The 12,625-nt window shown below is 44.7% G+C and carries 13 protein-coding genes; 4 read left to right on the top strand and 9 right to left on the bottom strand.

What is annotated here, in order from left to right:
• Nucleotides 1-99 precede the first annotated feature (99 nt).
• From glpK to AB4384_RS09590, 3 genes are all read right to left on the bottom strand, one after another.
• A complete protein-coding gene (glpK, locus tag AB4384_RS09600) occupies nucleotides 100-1,620 on the bottom strand; it encodes a glycerol kinase GlpK (RefSeq protein WP_372129379.1) in 1,521 nt (506 codons plus the stop codon).
• Between the two features lie 59 nt (nucleotides 1,621-1,679).
• Nucleotides 1,680-2,534 (bottom strand): MIP/aquaporin family protein, encoded by an 855-nt coding sequence (locus AB4384_RS09595; protein ID WP_050646013.1) that lies wholly within the window; start codon nucleotides 2,532-2,534, stop codon nucleotides 1,680-1,682.
• 448 nt (nucleotides 2,535-2,982) lie between these two features.
• Entirely contained in the window at nucleotides 2,983-3,414 is a 432-nt protein-coding gene (locus AB4384_RS09590) for a PACE efflux transporter (protein WP_372129376.1), read from the bottom strand.
• A gap of 130 nt (nucleotides 3,415-3,544) precedes the next feature.
• Between AB4384_RS09590 and AB4384_RS09585 the strand changes: the two genes are divergently transcribed.
• Nucleotides 3,545-4,435, top strand: coding sequence for a LysR family transcriptional regulator (locus AB4384_RS09585; protein ID WP_372129375.1), 891 nt, complete (start codon nucleotides 3,545-3,547; stop codon nucleotides 4,433-4,435).
• A gap of 89 nt (nucleotides 4,436-4,524) precedes the next feature.
• On the opposite strand, the gene arsB is transcribed toward AB4384_RS09585, so the two are convergent.
• The 5 genes from arsB to AB4384_RS09560 all read right to left on the bottom strand — a co-directional run bounded on the left by arsB (nucleotide 4,525) and on the right by AB4384_RS09560 (nucleotide 8,485).
• Nucleotides 4,525-5,580, bottom strand: a complete 1,056-nt coding sequence (gene arsB, locus AB4384_RS09580) for an ACR3 family arsenite efflux transporter (RefSeq protein WP_102320692.1) — start codon at nucleotides 5,578-5,580, stop codon at nucleotides 4,525-4,527.
• 109 nt (nucleotides 5,581-5,689) lie between these two features.
• On the bottom strand, nucleotides 5,690-6,031 hold the full coding sequence (locus AB4384_RS09575) for a helix-turn-helix transcriptional regulator (RefSeq protein ID WP_017064015.1): 342 nt from the start codon (nucleotides 6,029-6,031) through the stop codon (nucleotides 5,690-5,692).
• Between the two features lie 192 nt (nucleotides 6,032-6,223).
• Complete coding sequence (locus AB4384_RS09570; protein ID WP_029235181.1) at nucleotides 6,224-6,631, bottom strand: glycine zipper family protein; 408 nt, start codon at nucleotides 6,629-6,631, stop codon at nucleotides 6,224-6,226.
• 31 nt (nucleotides 6,632-6,662) lie between these two features.
• On the bottom strand, nucleotides 6,663-7,325 hold the full coding sequence (locus AB4384_RS09565) for an START domain-containing protein (protein WP_372129374.1): 663 nt from the start codon (nucleotides 7,323-7,325) through the stop codon (nucleotides 6,663-6,665).
• Nucleotides 7,322-8,485, bottom strand: coding sequence for a glycosyltransferase family 2 protein (locus tag AB4384_RS09560; protein WP_372129372.1), 1,164 nt, complete (start codon nucleotides 8,483-8,485; stop codon nucleotides 7,322-7,324). Before AB4384_RS09560 ends, AB4384_RS09565 begins: the two co-directional genes overlap by 4 nt.
• Nucleotides 8,486-8,762: 277 nt before the next feature.
• Between AB4384_RS09560 and AB4384_RS09555 the strand changes: the two genes are divergently transcribed.
• The 3 genes from AB4384_RS09555 to AB4384_RS09545 all read left to right on the top strand — a co-directional run bounded on the left by AB4384_RS09555 (nucleotide 8,763) and on the right by AB4384_RS09545 (nucleotide 11,632).
• A complete protein-coding gene (locus AB4384_RS09555) occupies nucleotides 8,763-9,560 on the top strand; it encodes a Cof-type HAD-IIB family hydrolase (RefSeq protein WP_017078543.1) in 798 nt (265 codons plus the stop codon).
• A gap of 181 nt (nucleotides 9,561-9,741) precedes the next feature.
• A complete protein-coding gene (locus tag AB4384_RS09550; protein ID WP_372129371.1) occupies nucleotides 9,742-10,389 on the top strand; it encodes a DsbA family oxidoreductase in 648 nt (215 codons plus the stop codon).
• A gap of 34 nt (nucleotides 10,390-10,423) precedes the next feature.
• Nucleotides 10,424-11,632: a winged helix-turn-helix domain-containing protein gene (locus AB4384_RS09545; protein WP_372125810.1), complete on the top strand. Its 1,209-nt coding sequence runs from the start codon at nucleotides 10,424-10,426 to the stop codon at nucleotides 11,630-11,632.
• A gap of 28 nt (nucleotides 11,633-11,660) precedes the next feature.
• Here the strand turns inward: AB4384_RS09545 and AB4384_RS09540 are convergent, their stop codons facing one another.
• Nucleotides 11,661-12,518: a LysR substrate-binding domain-containing protein gene (locus AB4384_RS09540; protein ID WP_372129369.1), complete on the bottom strand. Its 858-nt coding sequence runs from the start codon at nucleotides 12,516-12,518 to the stop codon at nucleotides 11,661-11,663.
• Nucleotides 12,519-12,625 lie beyond the last annotated feature (107 nt).

Below are 12,625 nucleotides of genomic sequence, written 5' to 3'. Positions count from 1 at the left end.
AAACGCAAAAAAGAGCACAAAATAGTGCTCTTTTTAGTTTCGTTTACTGAGGAACGAACAATTCAATCTATAAGAGAGTGATTATTCGAACGCTCGATTTTACTCTTCGTCGTCATCGTGCAGCTCAGACCAAACTTGTGCACATTTGATAGCACGCTTCCAACCTTTGTAACGGCGGTTACGCTTCTCTTCATCGTGGTGTGGCAAGAACGTACGGTCTAGTACTGCTTTGTCTTGAAGCTCATCGATGCTGTCCCAGAAACCAACTGCTAGACCAGCAAGGTATGCTGCTCCCAGAGCGGTAACTTCAGTTACTTCAGGACGGTGAACTTCTGTATCTAGCACGTCTGATTGGAATTGCATTAGGAAGTTGTTCGCTACTGCGCCGCCATCAACACGTAGGTTTGCTAGCTTGATGCCAGAGTCCGCTTGCATCGCGTCTAGTACGTCACGCGTTTGGTAAGCAATACCTTCCAAGGTTGCACGGATGATGTGGTTAGAGTTAACACCACGAGTCAGGCCAACAATCGTACCGCGAGCGTAAGCATCCCAGTATGGTGCGCCTAAACCAGTAAATGCAGGGACTACGTAAACGCCGTTTGAAGAATCTACTTTGGTTGCGAAGTACTCAGAGTCTTCTGCGCCAGCCAGTAGTTTCATTTCATCACGTAGCCATTGGATAGATGCGCCACCCATGAATACTGCACCTTCCAGTGCGTATGCAGGTTCGCCTTTAGGGCCACATGCCAGTGTGGTTAGAAGGCCGTTTTTCGATGTGACTTTCTCTTGGCCTGTGTTCATTAGAAGGAAACAACCAGTACCATAAGTGTTCTTAGCTTGGCCTGCTTCTACACACATTTGACCGTAAAGTGCAGCTTGTTGGTCACCCGCAATACCCGCGATTGGAATACGAGTACCGCCTTTACCACCAAGGTTCGTTTGACCGTAAACCTCAGAAGAACACTTCACTTCTGGCATCATTGATGACGGGATACCCATTTCATCAAGTAGCTTTTGATCCCAGCATAGGTCGTTGATGTTGAACAACATAGTACGTGACGCGTTAGTGTAATCCGTAACGTGAACACGTCCTTGAGTCATCTTCCAAACCAACCAAGTATCAACCGTACCGAACAGTAGTTTGCCAGTTTCAGCGTCTTCGCGAGCGCCTTCAACGTTGTCTAGAATCCATTTTACTTTGGTACCTGAGAAATACGGGTCAAGGACTAAGCCAGTATTGTCACGTACGTAGTCTTCTAGGCCACGTGCTTTTAGGTCTTCACAGATGTCTGCTGTACGGCGACACTGCCATACGATTGCGTTATAAACCGGCTTACCCGTTTCTTTGTTCCAAACAATGGTGGTTTCACGTTGGTTAGTGATACCAATGCCCGCTAGCTCATCGCTGCGGATGCCTGCTTTAGCAAGCGCTTCAACCAATGTAGAGCTTTGAGTTGCCCAGATTTCCATTGGATCATGCTCAACCCAACCGGCTTTAGGATAAATCTGAGTAAATTCGCGTTGAGAAGAGCTTACGATGTTTGCATCGTGGTCGAGGATTACAGCGCGAGAACTTGTGGTGCCTTGGTCTAGGGCAACAATGTATTTTTGCTCGGTCATGGTAAGAATCCTTTTTCTTTTGTTATTTATATTTTAGTAAATGTAGGGTCGCTTAGGAATTAAGCTTGAGCTTGTTCAGCTTCTTCTTCTGTTTCACATTGGTTTGGAATTGTGCAGCCTTGGCCTTCTACTGGTAGGTAAGCACCGATAACACGTGGGTACAACCAACCACCAAAACACGCACCAGCAATTGGAGCAAGAATTGGAACGATGAAGTAAGGAATATCACGAGCACCGCTTAGTGCGAAATCCCAACCTGCAAAGTAAGCGAACAGTTTTGGTCCGAAGTCACGAGCAGGGTTCATTGCAAAGCCAGTCAGTGGACCTAAAGAACCACCGATAACCGCGATAAGAATACCGATCAGTAGAGGGTTCATTGCACCGCGAGATGCGCCGTTGTTCTCATCACCTAACGCTAAAATGGCAAACATCAACACTGCAGTAATCACGAATTCCACAGCAAAAGCGCCGAAGAAAGAAAGTGAAGCATGTGGGTAAGTCGAGAAGATACCAGCAGTTGATAGTGCGTCTTGGCTGCTACGAACGAAGTTATGTGCGATTTCGTAGTCAGTAAATAGGTTGCTGTACAGGCTGTAAACCAATGCTGCAGAGCAGAAAGCACCAAGCAGTTGCGAAATGATGTAAGGCAGCACTTTTGCTTTATCGAAGCCATGGAACATGGCCAGTGCAATCGTTACGGCTGGGTTGATGTGTGCGCCTGAAACGCCGGCAGTACAGTAAATTGCAATCGCAACACCGAAGCCCCAGATGATGCTGATTTCCCATTGTCCGAATGTCGCACCAGTTAATACCAGAGCGGCCACACAGCCAACGCCAAAGAATATGAGTAATCCTGTACCGATAAATTCAGCCAAGCATTGCCCAAATAAAGAAGGGTGTTTGTTTGTTGTCATGTTCGAGTCCTTTTTAGTTTTGCTTATCTAGCACGTGTATTGTGCATATATTTGCGAACTCGAAAATAAACGAACATTAAAAGTGAGCGTTTGAGCATAAAATTGTTAATTAAAGTCACTTGAAATGTTAATCCGAACACTTTTGCTCGGAAAAGATGCTCGCATGAATGTCATTGCTCGAATTGATAGGTTGCGAAGCCGCTCAAACTACCTATATGTAAATGAATGCGCAACTGGTACGAGGAGTTTATGTTTGGATTTGTGATACTACTTCGTGAGTGGCGGATTATTAGACTTAATTAGGGAGGGCTGTGTGATGTTTTTGCTATGTAACAAGGGCGTTAACAAATGAGCTTATATGCATAAATGAATAAACTGCCAACTATGTTGTAGTTTGGCAGTTTTCATTTGGGTGTATGTTCTTGTTATACGAGACAAACTTACCGCTCTAAACCAGAGCTGCCACTTTTCCTTTCGCAACCAATTGATATCGAACCGAGTCATACGCCCAGTTGAACGCAATCGCGTAAAGTACGAAGAAAATAACTAGGCCGATGTCCATGATCAGTACGGTTAGGAAGTCGAGTTGTAGAGCCCACATCAAGACAGGTAGAGTCACTGTCATTAAGCCAAGCTCAAAACCTAATCCGTGCAGGATACGTGTTTTCGTGGTTCTTTTGCTTCGGTCTGCTCCGTAAATTTTGTCGTAGCCATAGTTGTAAACGTAGTTCCAAGCCATCGCTATCAATGATATTGCGAGCGCTAAGCCTGCCATTTCACCTGCGCCGTTTCCTGTAATATAGGTTGCAAGCCCTGCCATCAAAACCAAAGCAACCAATTCAAATAGCACCATGTGCAACATGCGTTCTTTATGTGACATTTTTCTAACTCTCTTTACGATTAAATAGCCGCCGATGGGCTAATGACTTGGCTAAATAATATCTACTTAAGTGATAATATAAAGATAGTTAGCATCACATATAGTGATAGTAAGTTTTGGGAGACACCGAATGTACAACATTGAACAACTGAAAATGTTTGTGTATGCCGTTGAATTAGGGTCATTTTCTGCCAGTGCTCGTCATTTGGGGAAGGTGCAGTCGGCGGTGAGCCAAGGCATCAGTAATCTTGAAATAGATTTTAATGTTGAGCTTTTTGATCGTTCGACTCGAAAGCCTTCACTAACCAAAGCGGGCGAGCAGTTATTTAAACAGGTGAAAGCGATCGTGCTTCAGGTTGAAGATCTGAATGTGACGGTTAGTGCGATGGGCAGTGGTGAAGAGGGGCTCATCAAAATTGCATTAGATGATTCACTATTGGTCCCGAATCTATCTAAGATCTTTAGTCAGTTCAGTCAACAATTCCCTGCGACTGAAGTGGAACTGGTTGCGTGTACCACGACAGAGGTCAATCCGTTAATTATCGAAGAGAGGGCCGACATTGGATTAATGTTTACTAACTTGGCTTTTGATGTCGGTTCTGAGCCTTGCTTTATCGGTCACTTACCGTTTATTGCTGTGTGTCATCCAAGTCATGCGCTCGCAAAAACAGGTGTGGCGAAACTCACTGACTTACTCCCGCATCGTCAGTTAATGTTGAGGGGAGACAAAGGCAAGGTGATGGATCAGTTTCCGCTGATTGCCGGAAAGGTATGGTGGTCAAACAGCTTTATCGTCATTAAAGAGATGATTCTTGGTAGCGATATCGGTTGGGCATACTTACCGAAACACCTTGTTGAAGAAGAGCTTATTAAACAGCGCTTGGTAGAGGTGAATGTGTCATTTGACCATAAAACTTGGTCGCCTCCGGTTGATCTTGTTCTGTCTAAAACACGCTCAAAAGGTCCTACATTACTTTGGCTTGAACAAGCATTGAAAGGCCTATTAGACGAAACTGAATAAAGAAAAGGCTCACCGTTTAACGTGTGAGCCTTTCTGTTCAAAGTGATGCTGCTTTTTGTTAGTTCTAGTTCTAGGTGTAGACGTAGATGCTATACGCTAGGTTTAACCGTCTGACCGTTGTAGTACTTGTCTTTCATCTTAAGCGCCACGTTCACAAGGTAAATCAGCACAGGGACTTCAATCAGTGGACCGATAACGCCTGCAAACGCTTGGTCTGAGTTGATACCGAATACTGAGATAGCCACGGCAATCGCTAGCTCGAAGTTGTTACCTGTTGCTGTAAATGCAATTGATGCGTTCTTGTCGTACTCGATGCCCATCTTTTTACCGATGAAGAAACTGATGAAGAACATCGCAGTGAAGTAGATAGTCAGTGGAACCGCAATTAATAGAACGTCCATTGGCAGTTCAACAATCATTTCACCTTTCAGGCTGAACATCAGAACGATAGTCGCCAGTAGTGCAATCAGTGTGATTGGAGAGATGCGTGGAATAAATACGTCGTTGTACCACTGCTCGCCTTTCATCGACACAAGGATCTTACGGCTTAGGAAGCCCGCTAGGAATGGGATACCTAGGTAGATAAGTACACTGTGTGCAATGTCGATCATCGAGATATCAACCAACATGCCTTCGTAACCAAATACTGGTGGAAGAACGCTGATGAACAACCACGCCATAAAGCTGTAGCTCACCACTTGGAATGCACTGTTTAGAGCAACCAATGCCGCGCCGTACTCTTTGTTACCGCCGCCGATGTCGTTCCAAACCAGAACCATCGCCACACAACGAGCAAGACCAATCAGAATCACCCCAACCATGTAACCTGGGTGGTCTCCCAAGAAAGTTAGTGCCAATACAAACATCAGAATTGGACCAACGATCCAGTTCATGATCAAAGAGAGCTTAATGGCTTTCTTATCTTTTACCACAGTGCCTAGCAGGTTGTAGTTAACCTTAGCCAGAGGTGGGTACATCATTAAGATAAGGCCAACCGCAAGCGGAATGTTAGTGGTGCCAACAGACATTGAATCGTTCCACTGTTCGATCTGTGGGAATAGGGTGCCGAGTAGTACACCAAGGCCCATGGCAATAAAAATCCACAGTGTTAAGTAGCGATCTAGAAAACCTAACTTTGGTTTCATGATAATCTCTCTTAGTTGATATCGTAAATCGTCGAAAAACGATTGGTTGTGGCAAAAAAACACGCTTAAAAGTAAAGGCTATCAAAGCCGATCATTCAAGCGTGAACTTCTATTTTAAAATGCTGTTAAATATCGATTCGAAGCGTTGAATATTGTCGCGGTCGATGCGGTAACACATCTTCGGCGGAATCGACTCAGCCGTAATAAAACCTGAGGCTTTCAATATTCTTAAGTGCTCTGATACCGTTGATTGAGCTAAACCCAATTCACTCACCAGATCACTGTTCAAGCAGCCGCCCGATTTTTCTAACGTGGAAAGGATACTCAATATACGTATTCTTGCTGGGTGAGCGAGTGCTTTCGCCAGTGCGGCCATTTGCTTTTCTGCTTTAGCATCACCGTGTTCGATGGGCAGAGAACAGCCACCAGATGTCGAGCAAGTTGAGTTCATATTGACGTCTCACTTTCATTAATCGTTAAAAGACGATTAATGATAAGCCTATTTTAAATAGGGGTCAATGCTCACTGTCTATTTGAACGAACTTTAAGGTGGCGATTCAGGGACTATGGTTGAACTCTGCTTTGACTCAGCTACGCAAAATGGCGTGAACATCGATTAAACGCCATTTTGCTCGGTTATCCGCTAGTTAAGAACGGTATAGCCTCGGTTGATCATACAGTTACGATTCACTTGAAACTTCTGCTGCTCAGATAGCTCGGCGGATTGTCTTTTTTGAGCACCGTGCTTTAAAGCGCCGCTGATAATACCGATGCCAGCACCAATTTTCGCACCATCATGACCACTCCCGCCAGAGACGGCTCCACCAACCGCACCCAGCGCTGCACCCTTAGCGGTTGAACCGACAATATCGCTGCCAAGAGAATCGACCTCTTCAGGCTTCACTTGTTGAGCGTATTGCTCACATTCATACAGATCGGCGTGATACTGTGTTTCATCAACACCTTTAGTATCGACAATGATTTGATTAGCAAATACTGAACTTGATGCTACAAGCAATATCGCTGCGATTGGAGAGAATGGAAATTTCACAATATAGACCTCTAGAGTATTCATTGCATTGTTAAAGTGACGTGTAGTTCTCGATGAAATCAAGGCGACGATCGGTGTACTCACCAGAATCCAACATCTTAGATAACCCGCGAAGCGTGTTGTAAGGCTGAGAAACGGCCACCATGTTAATGAGCCAATACGGAATATCGCCACCTGGATCACTCAATACTCGATAAGAGATATGGGTGGTGTTTTCGTCGATTGGTGTCAGGATCCAACTCGCCTCTAATTCAGCCACTCTGATGATTTTTTTATTATTGTTTGGCAGGTAATCAGGCCTACCATGCTGATCAATGGTGACAACCATCGTCTCTGGATCTTGAGTGATGACGTTCTCTACGATAGCTTCACGATCGGCAACTGGCCAAGGTGCCTTGGTATAGGTTTTGGTGATCGTGTGCGCCGCACTAAAATGCTCTATTTCTTCCATGTCATCGATGTTTTCTACCCATTGCGTGCCAACAGAGATATCGATAAAGAGTGCGATAATAGAAGTGAGGGACGCGTTGATGTCGCCTTCTGCTCGAAATTCTTTAAAGTGACTGCCTTCAATTTTACGGTTATAAACCTCGATGCCTTTTTTATCGCGTGCCAGTGACCAGCCATCGGTGTCTGATGCAAACACCGAAACTGAACAAGCAAGAAGAAGCAAAGTAATAATCTTATTCATCATGTTAATGAGCGCCCTTTCCAGCTGATTTTATTGGTTTTAGATAAGCGGTAACTGTTCAGCACGAGTAGGCTTTGAACACAAATACCGAAGGGTACGGTTAACGCAAATTTTGCGGGAACAAACAGTTCCTTAACCAAAATGAAGTAGGTGACGATCGACACCAAGAGCATCACAGAGCTGACAATGAGCGAATAAGCATGAATGGCAGACATGTCACTGATGAAGGCGTTCGCCGATACCAGCATCAAAAGCGGTCCCGCCCATGCGATGATGTTGGCTTTGATGAAGACTTTTAAAGCTTGTGCTTGCGATTGACAATTCACAATAAGATTCATGTTTTTGGAAAAGCCAGCCCAGATTGAGTTGAAGTCTGAATACATGTGCGTACTCATTAGTTTGTCTGCAAATGCCCAGAAAATCTTAAATCCATTGACCTTCATGACTTTTGCAAAGGCGATGTCTTCCGATATCGCGTTTGCTACTGCGGCGTGTCCACCGACTGCGTCGTAGGATTTTCGGGTAAACAACATCGCCTGACCGTTAGCAATCGCTTCTTCCTTAGTCATGTCGTTCGAGTTTTTAAAGTTCATATAAGATGCGATCGATAGAAAGATGCCCGGCAAGGTCGCTTTTTCTGCCACAGACGCAAAAGTTTGTTTTGGATTAAACGATAAGAGATCAGTTTTTTGTTGGATAGCAAAGTCGATAACGCTCTGTAGCATCGCGGGTGCTGAATCGGTATCTGCATCAATGAAATACACATATTCACCGCTCGCGTTGAGTGCGCCAGCCATACATGCATTGCTCTTACCAAGCCATCCGGTCGGTAACGTTCTACCTGAAATACAGCGCGCGTTAACGTCGAACTTACTGATCAATGCTTCTATTTTTGCACGGGTTGAGTCAGTAGAAAAGTCATCAACAACAATGACTTCAAACTTGTCTTTTGGGTAGCTCTGCTTCAATAGAGAGCCAAGGCTGATTTCAATATTGTCTTCTTCATTTCGCGCAGGAATAATGACGGAAACAGTCGGCCACTCAGTTCTTTTGAACGATATTTTAGGTTCAATGTGAATACGATGGCGCTCTAAGTTCGCAAGTGTGATTAGAAACTTGACGGTAACGATGCAAAGCAAGGTCGTAATAATAGCTAAAATCATAATGACTGTGGTCGGAATAAAGTGATGGAGAGACAGGAAAGAATATAGTGGAGTGTGACCTAACGCACATCTTGTATGTAGGACTTAACCCTTCAAACTGGAATGCGCTTCTGTTAGCGTTTGCCTTGGAAAGATGTGAAACAGTGACTGACAGGCGGTAAAATAAGCATTGTATTCACCAGCGACTCTAGCGATATAATCGAACCTAGAACCGTTACACAAGATAACGAAAAATCATAATTTGCACTTTAATTTTTACTAATAGGTAAGCCCTGAAATGCCACAACAGAACATCAAATTTATCGCTGCTGATATGGACGGCACTCTGCTTAATGAACACGGAAAGTTAGACCCAGAATTTTTCAACCTTTACGAGCGCTTAGAAGCTCAAGACATTATTTTTGCTGCGGCATCGGGTCGTCAGTACTACAGCTTGATGGAAACCTTTGCCCCGCTAAAAGATCGCATGATGTTCGTTGCTGAAAACGGCACATTGGTGATGCATAAAGGCCAAGAGCTTTACAGCTGCTTACTTGATACTGATGCCATCAAAGAGATCATTAAAGAAGCTCGAGCTATTGAAGGCGCGCATGTGGTGCTATGTGGTAAGAAGTCTGCATACATCGAAACCAAAGATGAGCGTGCTCTAGCGGAGATCTCTAAGTACTACCATCGCCGTGAGAAAGTAGAAGATTTACTGGCGGTAGAAGACGATTTCATCAAGGTGGCTATCTGTCACTTCGACGGTTCACAAGAGAAAGTGAACCCAACTATTGATGCCAAGTTTGGTGAGAACTACCAAGTGGTTGTCAGTGCGAAAATTTGGTTGGATGTGATGAACGCTGAAGCGTCAAAAGGCGCGGCGATTAAACATCTACAGAACACATTAGGTTTCACTTACGAGCAGACCATGAGTTTTGGTGACTACCTGAATGACTTGGAAATGCTTAAAGAGAGCTACCACTCTTACGCGATGGAAAATGCACATCCAAAGTTAAAAGAGATCGCGCGTTTTGGCGCGCCAAGTAACGTTGATGCAGGTGTATTCCAAGTGCTTAAGAAGCTGCTAGCGTAACGCTCTTAAGCTCCAACAGATTTTTATGAAAGCCAACTCGTGAACATGAGTTGGCTTTTTTGTTGGCTACAGATCCAGTTAGTTAAATTTGAACGATTGTTCAGGTTGTTGTAGTCTGAAGATAAATTGGATGCCTGCTTATACAGCGGACATGCCTTATCAATGATCATTTGGAATGACGATGAGCAAGAAACTTCAACTCGATATTATTTCTGACGTAATGTGCCCGTGGTGCGTGGTCGGTTACAAAAACTTAGAGCAAGCTATTGCTGAGCTTGGCTTAGCAGAGCAAATTGAACTTGAATGGCAGCCGTTTGAGCTTAACCCTGATATGCCGCAAGAAGGTGAAAACCTGCGTGACCATATAATGAGAAAATACGGTTCTAGCGCAGAAGAGAGTCAAAGTTCGCGTGAGCAACTGGCTGCTCGTGGCCAAGCGGTTGGGTTCGATTTCAATTTCTATGACAGTATGAGAATGGTCAATTCACGTCATCTACATGTACTTCTCGATTTTGCACTAGCGCACGGCAAACAGACTGAGTTAAAGCTACGCTTCTTTGCTGCTCACTTCACAGAGCAAAAAGACCTGTCCGATCTTGAAGTCATTGCACAAGAGCTTGAAGCGGTTGGCTTAGACTCAACGAAGGCACTGAAGCGCCTAAAGAACACCGACAACTTGAAGCAAATTGAAGCGCAAGAGTTTGAATGGCAACGCATGGGGATCTCTGCGGTTCCTACTGTGGTGTTCAACCGTAAGAGTGCAGTAACGGGCGCGCAGACGGTAGAAACCTACAAGCAGATTCTTCAAGAGCTTATTGCTGAATCATAAACGGATCATTGCTATCAATTAGAGTCTGAATTTCATGGAATCACTGTCACTCGCTCAAGCGCAAAAACTGGTATTGCTTTCGCAAAAGCTGCCGCCTAAGAAGTTGCCACCTAAAAAGCAACGCAATGGGGGCGCTTTGGCGAACACGTTGTCTGCGATTGAAAACCTTGGCTATGTGCAAATTGATACCATCTCTGTGATTCAGCGAGCCCACCATCATACGTTGTGGAATCGAAATCAAGACTACCAACTGAACCATCTTGATAAGCTGTTAGAGCGTCGAGAAGTATTTGAGTATTGGTCGCATGCCGCCGCGTATTTACCCATGCGTGACTTCCGATTCAGCCTACACCGCAAGAATGGCTTTGCGAGCGGTAAGCTCAAGCATTGGTATAAAAAGAATGACGCACTGATGGCTCATGTTCTCAAACGTATTGAGAATGAAGGGCCGTTGATGGCGAAAGATTTTGAAGGGGATAGGCCAAACCCCGGCGGTTGGGGCGGTAAACCGGCCAAGCAAGCATTAGAAACATTGTTCATGCAAGGCGACTTAATGGTGCCAAGCCGAGTTAACTTTCATAAGGTGTATGACCTAACCGAGCGAGTTTTACCGAGCGGAATTGATACCTCTGAGCCGACAGAACAAGAGTACATCGAGCATCTGATAACACGTTATTTAGAGGCTAACGGAGTTGGAATAGCGTCGGAAATGAGCTACCTACTCAAGAACACAAAGCCTTTGATTCAGAGAGCACTCCAACAGATGCTTGAAGATAAGCAGGTTCTGAAAGTAGATATTCAAGGCTCTGATTACTATGTCCTGCCAGGTGCTTTTGAATTGCTGAATCAACCTCTTTCCAGAACCAAGCTTAAGATACTGTCTCCGTTTGATAACCTGCTGATTCAACGAAAGCGAATGCAATCATTGTTCAACTTTGATTACCTCCTAGAATGCTATGTTCCAGAGGCCAAGCGTCAGTTTGGTTATTTTAGCTTACCGATTCTGTGGCAAGGTGAGCTGGTGGCACGAATGGATTGCAAGGTCGACAGGAAGAGTGGTTTGCTCAATATCCGTAACTTGGTTGTGGAAGAGCGAATTAAAAACCATGAGTCGTTGGTTCATGCTTTATGCGATGAACTAAAACACTTCATGGTGTTCAACCAATGTGATGAGATGATCGTCCATAACACCACGCCCTCTGATCTTGGCAAGCGCTTGATGAGCCAATGGCAAACAGTCTAGCGGTCTTTGTTGTTTAGAAAGCGCTTAGTTACTCAGCAAACGCAGCTAACAAGAACTCGACAAAGGTTCTGTTCTTCAACGACAGTTGCTTGGTTTTGTAGAGCAAGTGAATCGGCTTTGGTAACGGCGCCATGCCGGGTAGGATTTCCAACAGCGCTCCACGATCAATCTCTTCTGCGACTAAGATAGTCGGTTGCAACAACACGCCCACACCCTGCAGGGCGGCATACCGCAACACATCACCATTATTCGACATCAAGCGCACACGTTCTTTATTCGGTGTGGCGTGAGGAGCTTGGCTGCTGTAACTGAATCCAAGCGATGGGTGTTGTGCCAAGTCTTCTAATACTCTGATCTGAGCATGTTGGTTAAGGTATTCGGGCGCCGCGCAATAACACATCTCATAATCCCCTAAATACCTTGCGACCAAGCTTGAATCGGACAGGTCGCCAATTCGCACAATCAGGTCAATGTCGGATGAATAAGGGTCGACAAGGTCATTATTCAACATCAGCTCAACGTTGATGGTTGGGTGATGTGCGAGAAATTTGGCCACGATAGGGGCGAGCACCTTGTTTCCATAGGTAACTGGGCAGTTAATTTTTACCGTGCCTTGCGGTTGATTTTCTAAGGTTTGAATCAGGTTCTCTGCATTGCTGATGTCTTCGAGAATTCGCTTACACTCACGATAGTAAAGCTGTCCTGAATCGGTTAACGATTGCTTACGCGTGGTGCGGTGGATCAGCTGAGAGTTCAAACTGGCTTCTAAGGAATGGACATGTTTGCTTATCATGGTCGCCGACAGGTTGAAGTGGTTTGCGGCGCTGCGAAAGCTACCTTGTTCCACCACATAGACGAAGACTTTCATGCTGGTTAACTTATCCATTGAACACTCTTGGTTGATAAACAATAAACAAAAGGTGAGTTTATCAATTATTAGGGGTTAATTATATTAATGGCAAACCGATAATTAACTAGGGCGTGTTGATCTTT

The sequence above is a fragment of the Vibrio sp. 10N.261.51.A4 genome (assembly GCF_041471945.1).
Taxonomy (GTDB): Bacteria; Pseudomonadota; Gammaproteobacteria; order Enterobacterales; family Vibrionaceae; genus Vibrio; species Vibrio crassostreae_C.
This window is presented reverse-complemented; position numbering and strand designations above follow the sequence as displayed.

Bases quoted from the DNA above. Each gene is read 5' to 3' on its own strand.
- glpK (WP_372129379.1), bottom strand. From the start codon at position 1,620: ATGACCGAGCAAAAATACATTGTTGCCCTAGACCAAGGCACCACAAGT.
- AB4384_RS09595 (WP_050646013.1), bottom strand. From the start codon at position 2,534: ATGACAACAAACAAACACCCTTCTTTATTTGGGCAATGCTTGGCTGAA.
- AB4384_RS09590 (WP_372129376.1), bottom strand. From the start codon at position 3,414: ATGTCACATAAAGAACGCATGTTGCACATGGTGCTATTTGAATTGGTT.
- AB4384_RS09585 (WP_372129375.1), top strand. From the start codon at position 3,545: ATGTACAACATTGAACAACTGAAAATGTTTGTGTATGCCGTTGAATTA.
- arsB (WP_102320692.1), bottom strand. From the start codon at position 5,580: ATGAAACCAAAGTTAGGTTTTCTAGATCGCTACTTAACACTGTGGATT.
- AB4384_RS09575 (WP_017064015.1), bottom strand. From the start codon at position 6,031: ATGAACTCAACTTGCTCGACATCTGGTGGCTGTTCTCTGCCCATCGAA.
- AB4384_RS09565 (WP_372129374.1), bottom strand. From the start codon at position 7,325: ATGATGAATAAGATTATTACTTTGCTTCTTCTTGCTTGTTCAGTTTCG.
- AB4384_RS09560 (WP_372129372.1), bottom strand. From the start codon at position 8,485: ATGATTTTAGCTATTATTACGACCTTGCTTTGCATCGTTACCGTCAAG.
- AB4384_RS09555 (WP_017078543.1), top strand. From the start codon at position 8,763: ATGCCACAACAGAACATCAAATTTATCGCTGCTGATATGGACGGCACT.
- AB4384_RS09550 (WP_372129371.1), top strand. From the start codon at position 9,742: ATGAGCAAGAAACTTCAACTCGATATTATTTCTGACGTAATGTGCCCG.
- AB4384_RS09545 (WP_372125810.1), top strand. From the start codon at position 10,424: ATGGAATCACTGTCACTCGCTCAAGCGCAAAAACTGGTATTGCTTTCG.
- AB4384_RS09540 (WP_372129369.1), bottom strand. From the start codon at position 12,518: ATGGATAAGTTAACCAGCATGAAAGTCTTCGTCTATGTGGTGGAACAA.